General features: G+C 64.4%; 16 protein-coding genes. 6 read left to right on the forward strand and 10 right to left on the reverse strand.

Going from position 1 to position 19,053, the window contains the following annotated elements; translation table 11 throughout:
* Positions 1 to 68 precede the first annotated feature (68 nt).
* The 5 genes from AC5STB_RS22160 to speA all read right to left on the reverse strand — a co-directional run bounded on the left by AC5STB_RS22160 (position 69) and on the right by speA (position 7,572).
* Positions 69 to 2,063, reverse strand: a complete 1,995-nt coding sequence (locus tag AC5STB_RS22160) for a TonB-dependent receptor plug domain-containing protein (RefSeq protein WP_495445033.1) — start codon at positions 2,061 to 2,063, stop codon at positions 69 to 71.
* A gap of 193 nt (positions 2,064 to 2,256) precedes the next feature.
* Positions 2,257 to 3,117, reverse strand: coding sequence for an agmatinase (gene speB / locus AC5STB_RS22165; RefSeq protein ID WP_495445034.1), 861 nt, complete (start codon positions 3,115 to 3,117; stop codon positions 2,257 to 2,259).
* The gene (gene nspC / locus AC5STB_RS22170) at positions 3,114 to 4,286 is read right to left on the reverse strand and encodes a carboxynorspermidine decarboxylase (RefSeq protein ID WP_495445035.1); all 1,173 of its coding nucleotides are present in this window, start codon (positions 4,284 to 4,286) and stop codon (positions 3,114 to 3,116) included. The genes speB and nspC overlap by 4 nt, the downstream gene beginning before the upstream one ends.
* Before the next feature lie 108 nt (positions 4,287 to 4,394).
* Positions 4,395 to 5,606 (reverse strand): saccharopine dehydrogenase family protein, encoded by a 1,212-nt coding sequence (locus tag AC5STB_RS22175; protein WP_495445036.1) that lies wholly within the window; start codon positions 5,604 to 5,606, stop codon positions 4,395 to 4,397.
* A 76-nt stretch (positions 5,607 to 5,682) separates the two neighbouring features.
* Positions 5,683 to 7,572, reverse strand: coding sequence for a biosynthetic arginine decarboxylase (gene speA / locus AC5STB_RS22180; protein ID WP_495445037.1), 1,890 nt, complete (start codon positions 7,570 to 7,572; stop codon positions 5,683 to 5,685).
* Between the two features lie 367 nt (positions 7,573 to 7,939).
* On the opposite strand from speA, the gene AC5STB_RS22185 reads away from it, so the two are divergent.
* Genes AC5STB_RS22185 through AC5STB_RS22200 form a run of 4 tightly spaced genes read left to right on the forward strand, consistent with a single transcriptional unit; the run spans position 7,940 to position 11,534 of the window.
* Positions 7,940 to 8,863 carry a siderophore ABC transporter substrate-binding protein gene (locus AC5STB_RS22185; protein WP_495445038.1) on the forward strand — a complete coding sequence of 308 codons (924 nt, stop codon included), beginning with the start codon at positions 7,940 to 7,942 and terminating at the stop codon, positions 8,861 to 8,863.
* Positions 8,856 to 9,842 (forward strand): ABC transporter permease, encoded by a 987-nt coding sequence (locus AC5STB_RS22190; RefSeq protein WP_495445039.1) that lies wholly within the window; start codon positions 8,856 to 8,858, stop codon positions 9,840 to 9,842. Before AC5STB_RS22185 ends, AC5STB_RS22190 begins: the two co-directional genes overlap by 8 nt.
* Complete coding sequence (locus tag AC5STB_RS22195; RefSeq protein ID WP_495445040.1) at positions 9,835 to 10,779, forward strand: iron chelate uptake ABC transporter family permease subunit; 945 nt, start codon at positions 9,835 to 9,837, stop codon at positions 10,777 to 10,779. The genes AC5STB_RS22190 and AC5STB_RS22195 overlap by 8 nt, the downstream gene beginning before the upstream one ends.
* Positions 10,776 to 11,534 carry an iron ABC transporter ATP-binding protein gene (locus AC5STB_RS22200; RefSeq protein ID WP_495445041.1) on the forward strand — a complete coding sequence of 253 codons (759 nt, stop codon included), beginning with the start codon at positions 10,776 to 10,778 and terminating at the stop codon, positions 11,532 to 11,534. The genes AC5STB_RS22195 and AC5STB_RS22200 overlap by 4 nt, the downstream gene beginning before the upstream one ends.
* Before the next feature lie 48 nt (positions 11,535 to 11,582).
* Here the strand turns inward: AC5STB_RS22200 and AC5STB_RS22205 are convergent, their stop codons facing one another.
* The 5 genes from AC5STB_RS22205 to AC5STB_RS22225 are packed head-to-tail and all read right to left on the reverse strand — an operon-like array spanning position 11,583 to position 16,638.
* Positions 11,583 to 12,473 (reverse strand): glucokinase, encoded by an 891-nt coding sequence (locus AC5STB_RS22205; protein WP_495445042.1) that lies wholly within the window; start codon positions 12,471 to 12,473, stop codon positions 11,583 to 11,585.
* Positions 12,470 to 13,567, reverse strand: a complete 1,098-nt coding sequence (locus tag AC5STB_RS22210) for an ABC transporter ATP-binding protein (protein ID WP_495445043.1) — start codon at positions 13,565 to 13,567, stop codon at positions 12,470 to 12,472. Before AC5STB_RS22210 ends, AC5STB_RS22205 begins: the two co-directional genes overlap by 4 nt.
* A 4-nt stretch (positions 13,568 to 13,571) precedes the next feature.
* Positions 13,572 to 14,468 (reverse strand): carbohydrate ABC transporter permease, encoded by an 897-nt coding sequence (locus AC5STB_RS22215; protein ID WP_495445044.1) that lies wholly within the window; start codon positions 14,466 to 14,468, stop codon positions 13,572 to 13,574.
* Positions 14,461 to 15,333, reverse strand: a complete 873-nt coding sequence (locus tag AC5STB_RS22220; protein WP_495445045.1) for a carbohydrate ABC transporter permease — start codon at positions 15,331 to 15,333, stop codon at positions 14,461 to 14,463. Before AC5STB_RS22220 ends, AC5STB_RS22215 begins: the two co-directional genes overlap by 8 nt.
* Before the next feature lie 60 nt (positions 15,334 to 15,393).
* Complete coding sequence (locus AC5STB_RS22225; protein WP_495445046.1) at positions 15,394 to 16,638, reverse strand: ABC transporter substrate-binding protein; 1,245 nt, start codon at positions 16,636 to 16,638, stop codon at positions 15,394 to 15,396.
* A gap of 229 nt (positions 16,639 to 16,867) precedes the next feature.
* Here AC5STB_RS22225 and AC5STB_RS22230 point away from each other — a divergent pair, with 229 nt between their 5' ends.
* Together AC5STB_RS22230 and AC5STB_RS22235 are read left to right on the forward strand one after the other, a co-directional pair.
* The gene (locus AC5STB_RS22230) at positions 16,868 to 17,602 is read left to right on the forward strand and encodes a response regulator transcription factor (RefSeq protein WP_495445047.1); all 735 of its coding nucleotides are present in this window, start codon (positions 16,868 to 16,870) and stop codon (positions 17,600 to 17,602) included.
* Between the two features lie 5 nt (positions 17,603 to 17,607).
* On the forward strand, positions 17,608 to 19,050 hold the full coding sequence (locus AC5STB_RS22235; RefSeq protein ID WP_495445048.1) for a sensor histidine kinase: 1,443 nt from the start codon (positions 17,608 to 17,610) through the stop codon (positions 19,048 to 19,050).
* Positions 19,051 to 19,053: the final 3 nt, after the last annotated feature.

Consider the following 19,053-nt stretch of genomic DNA (forward strand, 5'->3'; position numbering starts at 1 on the left):
TTCCGCGGAAATCTGCCGAAACATGATGCCCGAGCGGCAGCGCCGGGACAGGCGCTGCCGCGGGTTGGTTAGAACTTGACGGTGGCTACAACAGAGAATGTCCGGCCGGGTTCATTCAGTGTTTGAATCTCACCGTTATCGGCTCCCCAAGTGGCACGGTCGGCATATGTCTTATCAAATACGTTCTTCACTTCAGCGCGGATGCTGACGTTGTTGTATGCAGGGGGGGTATACTCTGCGAAGAGGTTCAGCACTTCATAGGAGTCCATAGCAACAGGCGGAAGCCACCCGGGAGGCAGATCGTTGGCCCCGCTATCATACCCCAGTGCAGCGTCGATACTGCCGCCGACCAGTAAGTTCAGGCTTGGAATTTCCTGTTGCACTTCAAGCGCCAGAATTTCACCCAAGGGTGCGCCATAGTCGACAAGATTTGGCGCAGAAGCGATTTCCCCATTCAGATAGTTTTCGCTTTTGCTGAACGTGAACCGTGCAAAACCGCTGTTCCAGCCGTAGGTGGCGGCGACGTTGAAGCCCTTGCTTTCGAAATTCTCACCGGAAACAATCCCGGCCCGGGAAACGCTGCGGGCGTCGTCAATGCTGGTCTTGAACAGCTCGCCGCCCAGAGTCCAATTGCCGCGCTGCCAGTCCGCCCCGACGACGACGTTTTGGGCGCGGGACGAGCGGATGTCCGTGTAATCCCAAGGCCGGAAGAACAGGAAGTTGTCCTCCAAATCGTAACCGCCGAAGACATTGGAATAACCTGCCCGCAGTGACAGCGAATCGGTCACGTCATAGACTACCGACAGGTTGCCGCTTGCGCCCGAGACGTCATTGGTGAAGGCGTTGCCGCTTTGGGCAAAGTCCTGTCCGGTGAAATCCTGCCAGTCATAGCGCAGGCCGGCCGAGACGCTGAGCCGGTCTGTGGGTTCCAACCGGGCCTGGGCGAAGAGGCCGACGTTCTTGCTTTCCTCGCCGGTTTTGCCGTTGGTCCAGGACGCGTTCACGGAGGTTTCGCGGACCTGATAGTCGACACCGGCGGTGATGGTGTTGCTGTCGGACAGGTGGAAATCATTCTGCAGTGTCAGCGAATAGGTTTGCGCCGTGCTGTGTGTGGAGTCGCCCCAGGGATCGAGGGGGCGGTCCACGCTGATGTCAGAGAAACCGAGCCTTGCGGTGGGATCCCAGAGCCCGGTTTCGTTCCCGCTTTCATAACTCAGCGCGGCAATGCGGCGCTTGGTGTTGTACTCGAATTGCCCACGGCTGGTGTTGCCGGAGTTCGGCTGGAAGTTGCGGAGCGCGTTGTCTTCAACCTGCTGCAGAGACAGCTCAATCCGGTCCCCTTGGTCGCTCTCGTGGGCGAATTTCAAAAGGCTGGCGGTCAGGTTGGCGGAAGAACCCGGCACTTCATTTCCGTCGCCGTCTTCAAAGCTGTCGCCGGTGGCGCGTTTGGCGTAACCGAGGATTTCAAAGCCGTTGCTGCGGCCCGCCAGCGTCAGCGAGCCTTGGGCGGTGCCGCCGTTACTGGAATAGGACAGGCGGGACCGGCCGCCGAAGGTTTCGCCGTCTTCGATAATGTCTTCGGCGTCGATGGTTTCCATCACCACCCGGCCCGCCAGCGCGCGGGGGCCGGCGTCAGCGGGGGCCACGCCGGGATCGACGCGCACCGACTTCATCAGGCCGGGATCGAATGCATTGGCGCTGACATGGTGGAAGATACGGTTGTTTTGGCTGACGCCGTCCACTTGAATTGCGAGTTGCAGCATATCGACGCCGTTGACGAAGATCTTCTGCGCGACCGGTATGGCGCCGCCGACGGAGACCGAGGCGATGCCGGCAAACAGGTCCTTGAGGTCGCCCATGGCAGCGCGTTCGATCTCGGCGTCGGCCACATAGATCGAGGTGGCGCGGTCGGCGGCATTGCCGATTGGGTCGCGCTGTTTGACCACGATCGGGTCGAGCGACAGGACCTCGTCGTCCTCTGCCAGGGCGGCGGAGGCGGTGATGAGGGAAAGCGCGGTGCTGCAGAGCAGCCCGGACAGGCGGATGCTGGAAGTTCGTGCCATGATTAACCCGTGTTCTTGGAGCTGTTAGCTTGGGTTAAACCTGGCTTGCCTTTTCAAAGGCTTGGGCCTGATAGGGAGGGATTGCGCCGGGCGCAAGGATGTATTGTTGAGTAATTTAGTTTGCTATGCGCTGTTGCAGTTTTGCCGCGCAAGGGATGCGGCCGGAAACACATGGCCCCCGGCCGCCGGTGCGTTACGTGGCGGATGCGAAGGACATCAGCGCATAGGTGATCTGGGCGGTGGTGAATTCCGACACCCGGCTGTCCTCGTTTGGGGCCAGCTCCACCACGTCGCAACCTGCCAGATTGCGGCCCGCCAGCGCAGAGCGCACGATGTTCAGCGCCTGATAATAGCCAAGGCCTCCGGGAACCGGGGTGCCGGTAGCGGGCAGGATCGCGGGGTCAAGCCCGTCGACGTCAAAGCTGACATAGACGTCCTGCGGGAAATCCGCGGGCAGGGTGACGGACTGGATGTTGCCAGTGACCAGCTCCTCTGCGTCGATGGAGATCACGTTGCAGGCGGTGCGGCGGTCGACTTCCTCCTGGCTCATGGCGCGGACGCCGTACTGGGCGATGGGGATTCCGTCTTCCTCAGCCAGCAGCTGCATCACCGAGGCGTGGGAGTGGCGTTCGTCCTGATAGGCCTTGCGCAGGTCGGCGTGGGCGTCGATCTGGACGATGCCGACCGGGCGCCCCAGCGCGCGGGCGACACCGCGCACCGCGCCATAGCTGAGCGCGTGCTCGCCGCCCAGCGTCACCGGCACCGCGCCTGCGGCCACCGCGGTTTCGGTGCGGGCGGCGATACGCTCCATCACCTCGGGCAGGGGGCCGGTGCAATCGACGGCCTCTTCGGTCACGATGCCGGCGGCGCAGGGTTCGCTGTCGCGATAGAGGCGCTCCAGCTCGACGCTGGCTTCAAGGATGGCCTCCGGGCCGCCTTCGGTGCCGCCGCCGTAGGAGACGGTGCGCTCCAGCGGAACCGGGATCACCCGGAAGCGGGCGGTGGCGGGATCGCGTTCGGCGGCACTCAGTTCACCTTCGAGGAAGTAGGTCATGACAGGCGGTCCTTGAAATCGTCATAGGAGGGGGTGCGCAGGATCTGCAGCGCGTCGGTTTCGGAGTTCCACAGCGCAATCGCGGGCAGGGGAACGCCGTTGAAGGTGTTGGTCTTGACCATCGAGTAATGCGACTGGTCGAGAAAGGCGATGCGGTCGCCGGGCTGCGGCGGCGCGGCAAAGCCGTAGTCGCCGATCACATCGCCCGCCAGGCAGGACGGCCCGCCCAGCCGGTGCGGCGGCACGTCTGAGACTTCGCCCAATAGGTCGGGGCGGTAGGGGGCCTCGATCACGTCGGGCATGTGGCAGGTGGCGGAGATATCGGTGATCGCCAGCGGCATGGCGTTTTCGGCCACGTCCAGGATCTCGCCCACCAGGATGCCGGAATGCAGCGCCACAGCCTCACCCGGTTCGATGAAAACCTCGACATCGTAGGTTTCGCGGATGTGGCGGATCAGGGCGATCAGCCCGTCGCGGTTGTAGTCCGGCATGGTGATGTGATGGCCGCCGCCGAGGTTGATCCATTTCAGCTGCTTGAGGTGGTTACCCATCTTCTCTTCCAGTGCGGCGAAGGTGCGCTGCAGCGGTTCGAACAGCTGTTCGCAGAGCGTGTGCATATGCAGGCCCTCGACGCCTTCCCAGTCCTGATCGCTCAGCTGCGACACCGGCGTGCCGAGGCGCGAGCAGGGGGCGGTGGGGTCGTATTTCTCGTTCCAGCCTTCGGAATGCTCGGGGTTCACGCGCAGGCCGATCGAGATGGTTTCGCCACCCGCGCGGGCCTCTGCGATCAGCGGCGCAAAGCGGCGGTGCTGGGCGGGGGAATTGAAAATCAGGTGATCCGACAGACGGATGATCTCCGGCAGGTCGTCCGCCTTGAAGCCGGCCGAATAGGTGGTCACCTCGCCGCCGAATTCCTCGCGCGCCAGCCGCGCCTCATAGAGGCCGGAGGCGCAGGTGCCGGAGAGGTAGCGCCGTACCAAGGGGGCCACGGCAAACATCGAAAACGCCTTGAGCGCCAGCAGGACGTTGGCGCCAGAGGCATCCGCCACCTGTTTCAGGATCGTCAGGTTGCGCTCGACCGCCACCTCATCCACCACAAAACAGGGCGACGGCACGCGGTGCAGGTCGAAGCGGGCAAAGCTTTCGGTGGAGAGCGCTTTGATATCCATGGCGGGGTCTTTCGTTGCGGCGGGAACGGAAAGGGCCGGCTTCTGAAGAAACCAGCCCGCTTGGTCAGCCGCGGGCAAAGGATGCCCGCAGCCGGTGTCAGATGGAGATCAGAACTCCGGGTGGCCGTCCAGTTCGACCACCTGCCAGGGCAGGCCGTCGGTATTCAGCATGTCCATGAAGACATCCGGGTCCAGCTGTTCGGTGTTCCACACACCCGGCTCGCGCCAGGTGCCGTTCATCACCATCGCGGCGCCGATCATGGCCGGCACGCCGGTGGTATAGGCCACCGCCTGGCTGCCGACCTCGGCGTAGCATTCCTCGTGGTCGCAGATGTTGTAGATGTAATAGGTCTTCTCTGCGCCGCCGTCCTTGGCCGGGCCGGTGATGATGTCGCCGATGCAGGTCTTGCCCTTGGTCAGTTCACCCAGTTCCGAAGGGTCCGGCAGCACGGTTTTCAGGAATTGCAGCGGGATGATTTCTTGGCCGTTGTGGATCACCGGCTCGATGCTGGTCATGCCGATGTTCTGCAGCACGGTGACGTGGTTGATGTAGGCGTCGCCGAAGGTCATCCAGAAGCGGGCGCGCTCGATCTCGGGGAAGTGGGTCGACATCGACTCCAGTTCCTCGTGATACATCAGGTACATGTTCTTTTTGCCCACGGCGGGGAAGTCGAACTCGTACTTATGGGTCATCGCCGGGGATTCGATCCAGGCGCCGTTTTCCCAGTGGCGCGCCGGGGCGGTGACTTCGCGGATGTTGATTTCCGGGTTGAAGTTGGTGGCAAACGGCTTGCTGTTGTCGCCGCCGTTGCAGTCCAGCACGTCGATCAGGCGGATGCCCTCCAGCTTGTGCTTGCGCACCCAGGTTGCCATGATCGAGGTGACGCCCGGATCGAAACCGGCGCCCAGGATCGCGGTCAGGCCCGCTTCCTTGAAGCGCTCCTGATAGGCCCACTGCCATTTGTATTCGAACTTGGCTTCGTCCTCGGGCTCATAGTTGGCGGTGTCGAGGTAGTGAATGCCGGCCTCAAGGCAGGCGTCCATCAGCACCAGATCCTGATAGGGCAGTGCGAGGTTCACCAGCAGCTCGGCACCGGTTTCCTTGATCAGCGCCACGGTGTCGGCGACATTCATCGCGTCCAGCTGGGCGGTGCGGATGGTGACGCCGGTGCGTTCCTTGACGTTGGCGGCGATCTCCTCGCATTTGGAGACCGTGCGGCTGGCCAGGGTGATCTCCTTAAAGATCTCCGGGTGCATGGCCATCTTGGTGATCGATACGGATCCGACGCCGCCGGCGCCAACAACCAGAACCTTTTCCATGTGTATTTTCCTTTGCAGAAGGGGCCGAGGCCCCGGTGTTCCGATGTGCCCCTGGGGTGTCTTCCGGGGGGCGGCTTCAGTCGAAATAGGTGCTGCCCGCGAGGCTGTCCTTGTAGGCGGCAATCATCTGGCGGCGCTCCGCGGCGTTGACCCTGCCTGCCTTCACGGCGCGTTCCACCCGCTTGCGGAAGGTCTCCAGGCACTGGCGCGGGTCGTATTCGACATAGGACAGCACTTCGGCGATGGTATCGGCCTCGGTCTCGTGCTCGATATCAAAGCCGCCCTGGCCGTCCAGAGAGATGGTGACCACGTTGGCATCGCCAAACAGGTTGTGCAAGTCGCCGAGGGTTTCCTGGTAGGCGCCGACAAAGAACACGCCGATCAGGTAATGCTCATCCTCGCGCAGGTCGTGGACCGGCAGCGCATTGGACGTGCCGTCGGCAAGGATGAAGTGATCCAGCTTGCCGTCGCTGTCGCAGGTGATGTCGGTGATCATCGCATTGCGGGAGGGAAGTTCGTTCAGGCGCTGCAGCGGCATCATCGGGTGCAGCTGGTCGATCGCCCAGACATCCGGCAGCGACTGGAACAGCGAGAAGTTGCCCTGGTAGTGGTCGGTAAAGGCGCCGAGCGCGCTGGCGGCTTCGGCCAGGCTCTCATCCGCGCGCGCGGCGGCCTTGAACAGGCCGGCCAGATACAGGAACGTCTGTTCGGCACGCGACAGCTGCGCCAGCCCGATCTGGCCGCGGCGGAACAGCGCCCGCAGCTCATCCCGGTAATAGATCGCGTCGTTCAGCGCCTCCTGGAAGCGCGGCGCGCCGATATAGGCCTCCACCGCCATCAGGTCGGAGACCAGATGGTGGTCATCGGGCTGCACTTCCGGCTTTTGCGGCGCATCGTACAGCGTGGCGCCCAGCACCTCGAAGATGAAGATCGAGGAATGCGCCACCACGAAGCGGCCGCTTTCGGTGACGATAGTGGGGTGGGGCAGGCCTGCCTCATCCAGCGCGTAGCGGATGGTTTCGACGATATTGGTGCAGTATTCGTTGACGGTGTAGTTGACTGAGTTGTCGTCCGGGCGGCGCGCGCCGGTGTAGTCAACGCCCAGGCCGCCGCCGAGGTCCATATGGGTCAGCGGCGCGCCCATGCGGGTGAGTTCCACAAAAAACCGGCAGGCCTCGTCCGCGGCGCGGCGGATGTCGAAGATATTGGGTACCTGGCTGCCCAGGTGGCTGTGCTGCAGCACCAGGCAATCGAGGAAGCCGCTGTCGCGCAGACGGTCCATCAGGGTCACCAGATCATGCGCGCCGAGGCCGAAGGTGGAACGGTCGCCGGAGCTTTCCTGCCATTTGCCGGTGACGCGTTCGGTCAGCTTGACCCGCACACCCAGCAGCGGGCGGATGCCCAGATCCTCGGCCACCCGGCGGACGATGTCGAATTCGTCCAGCGTTTCGATCACGATCACCGTGTTGTGGCCCAGCTTGCGCGACAGGATCGCCAGCCGGATGAAGGCCTCATCCTTGGAGCCGTTGCAGATCAGCAGCGCATCTTCGGGCAGGGGCTGCGACAGGGCAATCATCAGCTCTGGCTTGGAGCCGGCCTCCAGCCCGTAATTGAATTTCTGGCCCGCGGCCATCAGATGGCCGATCACCTCGGCCTGCTGGTTCACCTTGATCGGGAACACGCCGCGGTACTGGCCCTTGTAGCCCGCGGCCTCAATCGCGCCGTTGAAGGCGTCATGCAGCTGGTTCAGGGACTGTTCCAGGAACTGGTGCACCCGCAGCACCACCGGGGCGGAGATGCCGCGCGCCTCGATCGCGGCGATCACCTCCGGCAGCGGGGTCGGCTTGGCGTCCGGGTCCTGCGGCAGCCGCAGTGCGACTGCGCCGTCCGGGGTGACCTCCAGCATGCCGCCGCCCCAGGCATCCAGGCCATAGAGGCTCTCGTATGTCTCAGCGCCGCTGCTCATCGGCATTGCGCCTGTGCCGGGCGTTTCGGGAAATCGGAGAGGGGGAGCCGGTGCGGCATCGCGGGGCCTTTCTGTCCAGAGTTCGAGGGGGCTGGGAGGTGCAAAGCTGACGGTTCGGTTCGAAGCCTTATCAGGTGCAGGACCGTGCGGTGGCCGCCTCCTTACAATCGGGGGTCTGCTGCATCAAGAGGTTTTCTGCAGGCAGGACGGTGATTTGTGCGCCTTCGCAGGGCGGCTGTATCTGCGGGCTGCCGCAGAGGCAGCCGAATGGCGCGTCTGGACTTTTGCAGCATGTGCCGGTAAGCCCCCCTTGATTTTCTGCAAGCCTTCAAAGCCAGCCGAATTCCATCTCATCAGAGGACAGGAAATGGCACATTGGAAGGTTTTGCAACTGGCGGCGCCGGTTTTTTTCGCCCTGGCGGGTGCTGCGGCAGCCCAAGGCGTGACGGTTGAGACAGCGCGGGGCGGTGTCGAGCTGCCTGAAAACCCAGAAAGAATCGTGGTTCTGGACGTGGCCGCGGCGGATACGCTGGATGCCCTTGGGGTGCAGCCCGTGGGGGTGCCTGCGAAGATGTTCGTGAGCTATCTGGACGATCTGCAGGAGAGTGCAGAATCTGCCGGCACGCTGTTTGAGCCGGATTTCGAGGCGATTGCCATGCTGGCGCCGGACCTGATCGTTGCGGGCGGGCGGTCGTCGACCCAAGTTGAGCCGCTCTCGGAGATTGCCCCGGCCGTCGACATGACGATTTGGGGCACCGATCTGGCAAAGCAGGCGGTGATGCGGCTGCGCGAGTATGGCCGCATGACAGGGCGCGAAGCACAGGCGGCAGAGCTGGAGGCGGCGTTTGCGGCCAGCCTGGCAGCGGCAAAAGCGGCGGTGAAGGGGCGCGGCGATGCGCTGATCGTGATGACCAACGGGCCGCGGGTGTCGGCCTATGGGGCGCAGTCGCGGTTCGGCTGGCTGCATCAGGCGCTGGAGCTGCCGGAGGCGGTGCCGGATCTGGATGCGCAGACCCATGGCGAGGCGGTCTCGTTTGAGTTCATTGCCGCCGCCGATCCCGACTGGCTGATCGTCGTGGACCGGGCCGTGGCGCTGGGGCAGGGAAATCAGGCGGCAGAGGTGACGCTGGACAACGCGCTGGTGGCGGGCACCAAGGCCTGGTCGCGGGGCCAAGTGATCTATCTGAACCCGGCCAGTATCTATGTGGCGGGCGGCGGCATCCAGTCGATGAGCGCCACGCTGGAAGAAATCAAAGCCGGGTTTGCGCAGGGCGTTAAAGCCGGTGGCTGATCTGGCCGCCCCCGCTGCGGCTGCGCCGCGCCGCTGGCTGCTGCTGGCGGCGGCGCTTTTGGTGCCGCTGGCCGTGGTCAGCCTGCTTGTGGGGGCCGGGCCGCTCTCGTTCAGTACGCTGCTGAGCGATCCGCAGGCGCTGAAGGTGCTGGCCGTCAGCCGCATCCCGCGCACCGCCGCGGTGCTGCTGACCGGTGCGGCGATGGCGGTGGCGGGTGTGATTATGCAGCTCTTGGTGCGCAACAAGTTTGTCGAACCCGGCACCACAGGCACCAGCGAGGCGGCGATGCTGGGGCTGCTGGCGGTGACGCTGCTGGCACCGGGCGCGCCCATTCTGGTTAAGATGCTGGCAGCCGCCGGTGCGGCGCTGGCGGGCACCGGTGTCTTCATGCTGCTGGCCCGCCGCATCCCGCCGCATCAGGTGCTGCTGATCCCATTGTCCGGGCTGGTCTATGGCGGCCTGCTGATGGCTGTCGCCACCTTCATCGCCATCGAGGGCGGGTTGCTGCAATACCTTGGCGTTTGGATGAGCGGCGAGTTCTCTGGCATTCTGGCGGGCCGGTATGAGCTGCTTTGGCTGGCGGGCGGGCTGGCGCTGCTCAGTTACTTTGCCGCCGATCAGTTCACCATTGCCGGGCTGGGCCGGGATGTCAGCCTGAATCTGGGCCTGCGCTACGGTCAGGTGCTGGGGTTCGGCATTATCACCGTGTCGCTGGTGTCGTCCCTGGTGATCGTGACGGTGGGGATGCTGCCCTTCATCGGGCTGGTGGTGCCCAATCTGGTTTCGCGCCTGATGGGCGACAACCTGCGCGAAAGCCTGCCGGTGGTGGCCGCCGCCGGGGCCGGGCTGCTGCTAATCTGCGATATTCTGGGCCGGCTGCTGCGCTACCCCTATGAGATCCCGGCGGGCACCGTCTTTGGTATCTTTGGGGCTGCCGTTTTCCTGTACCTTCTGCTCGGGCGGCGGGCCGATGGCTGACCGGCGGTTGATCGCCTTAAGCGCGCTGCTGGCCGCGGCGGCGGCGCTGTTCCTGTTCTGGGGCCTGCGCGGCCCGATTGCCTATATTCTGGAGCTGCGGCTGGTCAAGCTGGCGGCCCTGCTGGCAGTCGGCGCCTCAGCCGGGGTGGCAACAGTGCTGTTTCAGACCATCAGCCAGAACCGTATCCTGACGCCCTCGATCATGGGGTTTGATGCGCTGTTTTTGCTGCTGCAGACCGGGCTGGTGGCGGGGTTGGGGGCTGCGGGCGCCAGCCGGATCAGCGGCCTGCCGGGCTTTGCGCTGGAGACCGCGGTGATGCTGGGAGCGGCGCTGCTGTTGTTCACCAGCCTGCTCAGCCGCACCCGCCACGATATCCAGCTGATGGTGCTGGCCGGCGTGGTGCTGGGGGTGATGTTCCGTACCCTCACCGCCTTTTTGCAGCGGCTGATGGAGCCCTCGGAATTCACCATGGTCGAGGCGCGGATGTTCGCCCAGTTCAGCGGCATTGACCGCTCTGCTCTGCTGGCGGGGCTGGGGCTGATGGCGCTGGCGGCCTTGTGGCTGGTGCGCAATCACCGCGTGCTGGATGTGGCCGCGCTGGGGCGCACCCCGGCGCGCAGCCTTGGCGTGAGTTATGACGGGTTGCAGCTGCGGGTGCTGTGCCTGATTGCGGCGCTGGTGTCTGTGGCAACCGCGCTGGTGGGGCCGCTGGCCTTTCTTGGCCTGCTGGTCACCAGCCTCGCACACAGCCTGATGCAAAGCCACCGCCACGCACTGCTGCTGCCCGCCGCGGCGCTCATCGGCGCGCTGATCCTGGTGGCGGGCCAAACCGTTTTTGAACGGCTGCTGCACCTGCAATCCACCCTGGCCGTTGTCATTGAGTTCTGCGGCGGCCTGTTGTTTCTGTTCTTGCTGGTGAAAGGAAAAATTCGGTGATCCAAGTCTCTGACCTCACCTATGGTCCCGCGGCAAATCCCATTCTGCAGGACGTCAGTGTTGACATCCCAGCGGGCCGGGTGACGGCGCTGATCGGTCCCAATGGCGCGGGCAAATCAACGCTGCTGAAGCTGATCGCACGGCAGCTGACCGCCGCGGACGGCAGCATCCGCATGGACGGGATGGATCTGGCGCAGGCAACCCCTGCGGAACTGGCCCGCAAGATGGCCGTGGTAGCGCAGCATCTGAGCGTTGCCAGCCGGGTCCGGGTGCGCGACCTGATTGGCTTTGGCCGCTGGCCGCACAGTGCGGGGCGGCTGGGGCCTGAGGATCATGCGGCCATTGCCGGGGCGGTGGAGCTGTTTGATCTGGGCGATCTGCAGCAGCGGTTTCTGGATGAGCTGTCGGGCGGCCAGCGGCAGCGGGCTTTCATCGCCATGGCCTATGCTCAGGACACCGACTGGCTGTTGCTGGATGAGCCGTTGAACAACCTCGACCTGCAACACGCCCGCAACCTGATGGCGCAGTTGCGGCAATTGGCAGAGGCGCAGGGTAAGGGCATCGTGATCGTGGTGCATGATCTGAATTATGCGATCAGCTGGTCCGATCACGTGGTGGCGCTGCGGGACGGGAAGGTGGCCTTTCAAGGGCCGGTGGCAGAGGCGGCCACTGCGGAACGGTTGAGCTTGCTCTATCAGACACCGGTGGCAATCACCCAGTTGGGCGGCCAGCCTTTTGCACAGTACCACCGGTAAACGAGCGTCCTGTAATGCGGGTTATGTAAATAAAAGTGTGCCCCCGCCTTAGCCCGGCAGATGCAGGGCGGCGCAGCCCTTGAGCGCGGCGGCATCATCCAGAATGACATGCACCGGGGCGGCGATGCGGGCGTCCAGTTCGAAGGGTTGCTGGAACCGCTCCGCAAAGACCGCCCGCGCCGGGGATGCGAGAACGCTGCGGGCCACGGCGCCGGCGAAATAGACACCCTGCGCAGGCAGAAAGGCCAGCATCAGGTTGCGCGCCAGAAGTGCCAGAAGGTTTGCATAGAAAGCCTGAAAGTCCTGTGCGCCGGCATCCCCCTCTGGAAAATGCGCGCGCACTGCCGCATGACCGCGGCCAGAAAATAGGTGCTCCACTGTGTCAAACGCTGCAGCTGCAGCGCCGATGCCGCTGCGCAGATGCGCCGCCACGTCCTGCGGCAGGCTGACGTGGCCGTATTCGACGTTGAGGCACCGCACTTGTCCGCCAGTGCCCAGCACCGGCGAAAGGTTGAAGCCGGTGCCAATTCCCACTACCAGCCTCTGGCCGTCTCCGCCCGCATCGTCTGCGGGTGCGATCACCGTATCGAGGCACTCTGCCCCTAGATGCGGGCAGGCTTGCCCCAGCGCGGCCAGGTCGTTCAGCAGATGCACAGGAGCGCCATCCAGATGCTGCGACAGCGCTGCAGCGTCAAAGTACCAATCCCGGTTGGTGAGCCGCGCGGTGGCGCCGGTAACCGGACCGGCGATGGCAATCGCTACCTCGGATACCCCGCCGGGCGCGGCCCCTTGCAAGTACTGGTCCATCACGTCCGCAAAGCCGGCATAGGCCTCGTTGCGGAAGCTTTGCACCGTGTCCGCCAGCAGCACACCGTCCCGCGCCAGACCGATGCGCGTGTTGGTGCCGCCCACATCGGCGGCCAGCCGCAGCCGGGTCAATTCAGCCGCTCGCCGGTTGCGGGCGAGAAGTAGGAGACCTTGGACAAGTCAAAGGCCAGGTCCAGCATTTGCCCCGGCTGCGCCCGGGTTTCCGCATGCAGCCGTGCGGTCACCTGTTTGCCGCCCAGCTCTGAAACAACATAGGTATCGGCGCCCGCGGGCTCCACCATGTCGATGAGGCAGGCCGCCTCCTGCACGCCCTCGCCGGCGCGAAAGCCCGCCTCAGCAATGTCTTCGGGGCGCACGCCCAGGATCACGTCCTGCGGCAGGCCGGTAGCGCGGGTGTCTTTCAACACGATGGGGGCGCTGCCGCCGCAGTCCATCTCGATCCGTGTGCCCTCGCCATTCGCCTCGGCACGGGCCGGGATCAGGTTCATTGCCGGGCTGCCCATGAAGTCGGCCACGAACAAGTTGGCGGGCTTGTTGTAGATTTCCGCCGGGGTGCCGATCTGCTGCACCACGCCGCCCTTCATCACTACGATCTTGGTCGCCAGCGTCATCGCCTCGATCTGGTCGTGGGTGACATAAACCATGGTGGCGCCGAGATTGTGATGCAGCTTCTTGATCTCGGTCCGCATCTCCACCCGCAGCTTGGCGTCGAGATTCGACAGCGGCTCATCGAACAGGAACAGCTTGGGGTCGCGCACCAGTGCGCGGCCCATCGCCACCCGCTGGCGCTGGCCGCCAGAGAGCTGGCCCGGGCGGCGGTCCAGCAGCGCCTCGATCTGCAGCTGTGCTGCGACCTCCTTCAGCTTGCGGTCCTGGGTGGCGGCATCGGCGCCGCGCACCTTCATGCCGAAGGTGATGTTCTTGGCCACGGTCATCGTCGGGTAGAGCGCGTAGGATTGGAACACCATGGCGATGTCGCGGTCCTTGGGGCTGACATGGGTCATGTCACGGCCGCCGATCTCGATCTGCCCGCCGGAGATCGGCTCCAGCCCGGCGATGCAGTTGAGGAGCGTGGACTTGCCGCAGCCCGAGGGGCCGACCAGCACCAGAAAGTCGCCCGGCTCGATGCTGACGTTGGTGTCCTTCAGGATCTCGGTAGCGCCGTAGTTCTTGCGCAGATTGGTGATGTCCAGAATAGGTGCCATGGATTTACCCCTTTACGGATCCAGCGGTCAGGCCGCGGATGAAGTATTTGCCGGCAACGGCATAGACCAGCAGCGTCGGCAGCGCGGCGATGATCGCGGCGGCCATGTCGACGTTGTATTCCTTCACGCCGGTGGTCGAGTTGACGATGTTGTTGAGCGCCACGGTCACGGGCTGGGTGCCTGCCTGGCTGAAGGAGACGCCGAACAGGAAGTCGTTCCAGATCTGGGTGAACTGCCAGATCACGGTCACAACGATGATCGGCAGCGACAGCGGCAGGAAAATCGACCAGAAGATGCGGAAGAAGCCCGCGCCGTCGACCTTGGCCGCCTTCACCAGATCCTGCGGGATGGTGACATAGAAGTTGCGGAAGAACAGTGTGGTGAAGCCGATGCCATAGATCACATGGACAAAGATCAGCCCCGGAATGCTGCCCGCCAGACCCATCAGCCCCAGCATCCGGGCCATCGGCAAGAGCACCACTTGAAACGGGATGAAGCAGCCGAACAGCATCAGCGAAAAGATCAGGTTGGCGCCGCGGAACCGCCATTGCGCGATGACATAGCCATTGGCTGCGCCGAGCATGGTGGAGATCGCCACCGCCGGCACCGCGATCACCACGGAGTTCCAGAAGAACGGGCGCAGGCCCTCGCACTGGATACCGGTGCAGGCCTCCGACCAGGCGGTGCGCCAAGCGTCGAAGGTGACCTCGCGCGGGAAGGCTATCAGGCTGCCGGTGCGGATTTCCTCCAGGCTTTTCAGCGAGGTGGTGATCATCACAAAGAGCGGCATCAGGTAGAACAGGGCGAATAGGCCCAGGAGGGTGAACAGCAGCCAGCGCAAGGCGATGCGGCTCCAGTTCGTTGCCGCGGGGCGGGCGGGGTCAAGGGTCAGGTCAGTCATGTTTGGCCCTCAGCTCAGAGTAGAGGTAGGGAACGATGATCGCAAAGACGACACCCATCATCACCATGGCAGAGCTCGCCGCCTGGCCGATGTCGCCGCGGGAAAAGGCCATCGTGTACATGTAGGTGGCGGGCAGATCGGTGGCATATCCGGGGCCGCCGCCGGTGAGGGCAATCACCAGGTCGAAGCTCTTGATCGCGAGATGCGCCAGCACGATGAAAGCGGACAGGAAGATCGGCGCCATAGAGGGGATGATGATCGCGGTATAGATCCGCCAGGCGGGGATGCCATCAACCTGCGCGGCCTTGATGATCTCGCCATCCACCCCGCGCAATCCGGCCAGAAACAGCGCCATCACAAAGCCGGACGCCTGCCAGACGCCTGCGACGACAACCGCATAAATTGCCTTGTCCGGGTTGATCACCCAGTCGAAGGTGAAGGTTTCGAACCCCCAGCCGCGGACCATGGCCTCGATCCCCAATCCGGGGTTCATGATCCATTTCCAGGCGGTGCCGGTCACGATGAGCGACAGCGCCATGGGGTAGAGGTAGATGGTGCGCAGCACGCCTTCGGTGCGGATCTTCTGGTCCAGCAGGATTGCCAGCATCAGGCCGAGGACCATCGAGATCACTATAAACAGGGTGCCGAACACAAACAGGTTCGACATCGCAGTGTCCCAGCGCGGGGCGTTGAAAAGGCGCTCGTACTGGATCAGCCCGTCAATCTCGTACTTCGGCAGCAGTTTGGAGCGGGTCAATGAGACCCAGGCGGTCCAGATGATGAAGCCGTAGACAAACACCAGCACCGCAGCGAAGGAGGGTGCCAGCACCATCTTCGGAATATGACGTTCAAGCCATTGGGACATTTTAGCGGCCCTTGAATAAGTGGCCCCGCATCCCGGAGGACGCGAGGCCCGGGGGGAGGTTCACATGGAGTTGGCGACGGCGTCGGCCAGCATCTGAACGGCCTCAGCCGAGGACATGTCCGAGTTGAAATGCGCGGTCACCACATCGGTGATCGCCCCGGACTGCGCGCCGCGCAGCGCCATGCCGTGGGCATAGCTGGGCAGCAGCGAGCCGTTCTCGGCGCTTTCGCCCATTTCCTTGGCCGACAGATGCGCGCAGGAGTCGAACGCATCCAGCTTCACATCCACCCGCGCCGGAATCGACCCCTTGTTGAGGTTGAACACCTCCTGGAATTTCGGGCCGACGATCAGCTTGGCCAAGAGGTCCTGCCCGGCCTGTTTGTCCTCGCCGTCAACGTCGAACATGGCGAAGCTGTCCACATTATAGAGGAACCCGTCACCCGGCACCGAGGCACACAGGAAATCCTTGCCCGGCTCCTTGCCTGCGGCAAGGAATTCGCCCTTGGCCCAGTCGCCCATGATCTGGAAGGCCGCCTCTCCGTTCATTACCATCGAGGTGGCCAGGTTCCAGTCGCGACCGGGGAAGTTGGCGTCCACATAGCCGCGCATCTTTCGCATCTGGTCAAAGACCGCGACCATCTTGTCCGACTTCAGCGTCTCCATGTCCAATTCGACAAACGCCTTGCGGAAATCCTCCGGCCCCAGAATGCCCAGGGCCACCGCCTCGAACACGGTGGCGTCCTGCCAGGCCTGGCCGCCATGGGCCAGCGGGGTGACGCCCGCCGCCAGCAGCTTGTCAGCAGCAGCGTTGAACTCCTCCCACGTCTGGGGCATGTCGATACCGCTGGCCTCCAAGAGTGCGGCATTGGCCCAAATCCAGTCGACCCGGTGCACGTTCACCGGTGCGGCGCACCATTTGCCCTCGCATTTCATATGCTCGGCAATGGAGCCTGGAAGCACGTCTGCCCAGCCCTCGGCCTTCGCGACGGAGGAGATATCGGCCAGCACGCCCTCCTCATACCATTCCTGGATGGCGGGCCCTTTGAGCTGCACCGCGGTGGGTGCATTTCCGGACAGGACGCGGGCGCGCAGCGCGGTCATCGCCGCATCGCCGCCGCCGCCGGCCACCGGCATGTCGGTCCAGGTGCCGCCGTTGTCGGCAAATTCCTGTTGCAGCACCGCGGCCGACTTGGCCTCGCCGCCGGATGTCCACCAGTGCAGAACTTCGGCCTCCGGCCCGGCCGCTGCCGGTGCCGCACAGGCCAGTGCCACGGCCGATACGGTCGCAAAAGCGGTGTATTTCATCGCTCATTCCTCCCTTATGTGACGGCTGCTCCCCGCAGCCTTCTCCAATCAGCTTGCCCGCTCCCGGTGCCGCAATTCAATTGCCCTGCGCCGCCCGGCGCGGGTGCCAAAGCAGTTTTTCCGCCAAGCTGTTACCTGTTGTTACGCAGCAATTGATTTTGTTGCATGATGTTACAAACAAACAGCCGGGATAGCCGCAAGGGGCGGTTTTCGGGGAGGAGAGCAACAGATGGCGATTCCGCGGCTTCTGGTGGTGGATGACGACGTTGAGACGCGCATGATGCTGACCCAGTATCTGCGCCAGAACGGCTTTACCGCCCTGCCCTGCGGCAGCGAGGCGGAGATCCGCGAGCAGATTGGCGCGGGCCGGATCGACCTGATCCTGCTCGACGTGATGCTGGGCGATGAAAACGGGGTGGAGATCTGCACCCGGCTGCGCGCCGAACAGAATGTGCCGATCATCCTCGTGTCGGCGCTGTCCGCCGATCACCAGCGGATGGCGGGCTATGAATCCGGCGCCGATGACTATATCGCCAAACCGTTCAACCCCGACCTCCTGCTGGCCCGCGTCCGCGCGGTGCTGCAGAGGGCGCGGCGGTCCTCGTCGCTGATCTACCGGCGCAGCGTGGCCACCTTCCGCTTTGGCGGCTGGACCTATGACGCCAAACGGGACGAAGTGATTTCCCCCGTGGGCGTGCAAGTGGCGCTGTCGCGGCGCGAGACCGGCTTGCTCAAGGTGTTCCTCGCCAACCCGCATATTCCGCTCACGCGCGAGGAGATCGCCGCGGCGCTGGATGTGACCGGCGAGGGCGGAACGGAGGAGGGCTCCGGCCGCGCCATTGACGTGCTGGTGGGCCGCCTGCGTTCTAAGATCGAAGACACCCCCAAGGACCCGCGGCTGCTGCGCACCGAGCGGGGCACCGGCTATGTCCTGGCGGTGGATGTCGAGACCGGCAGGGACTGAGGCGGGTGGCACTGCGTTTTCGCACCCGGGGGCTGATCCTGCTGCCGCTGGCCTTTGCCGCCGGGCTGGGCGGCGCCTGGGGCTGGTTCCATTCCGGCGCCAGCTGGCAGACGCATCTGACCCGCGCCGCCATTGCCGGCATTACCTTGGACGGCACCCTGCGCCGCGGTGCGCCAGCGCCTGCAGGGGTGGCGGTGACGCCGATGGCGCCGGATCAGGAGGCGTCCCTGACCGCAGGTGACTATTTGCGGTTGGAGGGGATCGCGAAGCCCTCCCTTTTCACAAATGTCTCAATCATCGATAGCGGTGCAGATCCCTTGTCGGGGGAGGTTCTGGCGCTGGTCATCGCTTCCCCTGCCCTGCGCTATCCGGTGGCAGAGCTGCCGCCTTCGGGCGGGGCAACTGCGGCGGAGAAACTGGGGGCGGTCACCCGGCTGCTGGCAACCTATTGCAGCGAACCGGTGATCTTTGCCCGCGCCGGTTACGGGCCGTGGCAGCGGGTGGACGGCACCGCCATCTGGAGCTGTTCCGCGGCGCCGCGTGATTACCGCCTGCCCGCGGTTCTCTTGTCGCTGCTGGCCTTGGCGGTGCTGGCCACGATGGTGATGGACACCTCGGCCCATTTCGACCGATTTGCCCGCGCCCTGCGCCACCGCCGCCGCCTGGGCGGGCCGGACGCCTATGCGATGCAGGGCCCCGGCGAGCTGCAGGAAATCGTCTCGGCAGTGAACAGCTATCTGGAGACCGAGCGCGAACAGCTTGCCAGCCGCGCCGCGGTCCTGTCGGGTGTCAGCCATGACCTGGGAACACCCGCCACCCGGCTGCGGCTGCGCGCAGCGCTGATCCAGGACGCGGAACTGCGTCAGAAGTTCGAGACCGACCTGGACGCCATGACCGGAATGATCGAAAGCGTGCTGACCTACACCCGCGCCGAGATGAGCGCCGAAACCCCGCGCCGCCTGTCTCTCAGCTCTCTGGTGGAAGCGCTGGCCGCCGACTATCAGGACATGGGAAAACCGGTGGAACTGCTGTCGGCGCAACCGCAGGTGGCGGCGGGCGGGCGGTCTGTCTTTACCTCTGCCCCCGGCCACAGCGCTGTGCCGGAGGGCCGGCCGATGCTGGTGGTGGCGCGCCCCGTGTCGCTGCAGCGGGCGGTCACCAACCTGATCGACAACGCGCTGAAATACGGCCGCCGCGCCGCCATCACCCTCAGCGCCACTGCCGATCACGCCATTATCACGGTGGAGGACGAAGGCTCCGGGATGACGGCGGCAGAGATCAGCGAAGTGATTGCCCCGTTCCGGCGCGGCGACAACACCCGGGCCATCGACGGCTTTGGCCTGGGGCTGACGATTGTTGCAACGGTGGCGGAACAGCATGGCGGACGGCTGTACTTCGAGGACGGCAGGCGCGGCCTGCGCGCCGTCCTTGAGATTTGCCGCAATTGAACG

The organism is Leisingera sp. CC-HEC093 (assembly GCF_059429195.1).

What these genes read in the sequence shown, in the direction of transcription:
- AC5STB_RS22160 (WP_495445033.1), bottom strand. Translation starts at nt 2,063, where the DNA reads ATGGCACGAACTTCCAGCATCCGCCTGTCCGGGCTGCTCTGCAGCACC.
- speB (WP_495445034.1), bottom strand. Translation starts at nt 3,117, where the DNA reads ATGACCTACTTCCTCGAAGGTGAACTGAGTGCCGCCGAACGCGATCCC.
- nspC (WP_495445035.1), bottom strand. Translation starts at nt 4,286, where the DNA reads ATGGATATCAAAGCGCTCTCCACCGAAAGCTTTGCCCGCTTCGACCTG.
- AC5STB_RS22175 (WP_495445036.1), bottom strand. Translation starts at nt 5,606, where the DNA reads ATGGAAAAGGTTCTGGTTGTTGGCGCCGGCGGCGTCGGATCCGTATCG.
- speA (WP_495445037.1), bottom strand. Translation starts at nt 7,572, where the DNA reads ATGAGCAGCGGCGCTGAGACATACGAGAGCCTCTATGGCCTGGATGCC.
- AC5STB_RS22185 (WP_495445038.1), top strand. Translation starts at nt 7,940, where the DNA reads ATGGCACATTGGAAGGTTTTGCAACTGGCGGCGCCGGTTTTTTTCGCC.
- AC5STB_RS22195 (WP_495445040.1), top strand. Translation starts at nt 9,835, where the DNA reads ATGGCTGACCGGCGGTTGATCGCCTTAAGCGCGCTGCTGGCCGCGGCG.
- AC5STB_RS22210 (WP_495445043.1), bottom strand. Translation starts at nt 13,567, where the DNA reads ATGGCACCTATTCTGGACATCACCAATCTGCGCAAGAACTACGGCGCT.
- AC5STB_RS22215 (WP_495445044.1), bottom strand. Translation starts at nt 14,468, where the DNA reads ATGACTGACCTGACCCTTGACCCCGCCCGCCCCGCGGCAACGAACTGG.
- AC5STB_RS22220 (WP_495445045.1), bottom strand. Translation starts at nt 15,333, where the DNA reads ATGTCCCAATGGCTTGAACGTCATATTCCGAAGATGGTGCTGGCACCC.
- AC5STB_RS22225 (WP_495445046.1), bottom strand. Translation starts at nt 16,638, where the DNA reads ATGAAATACACCGCTTTTGCGACCGTATCGGCCGTGGCACTGGCCTGT.
- AC5STB_RS22230 (WP_495445047.1), top strand. Translation starts at nt 16,868, where the DNA reads ATGGCGATTCCGCGGCTTCTGGTGGTGGATGACGACGTTGAGACGCGC.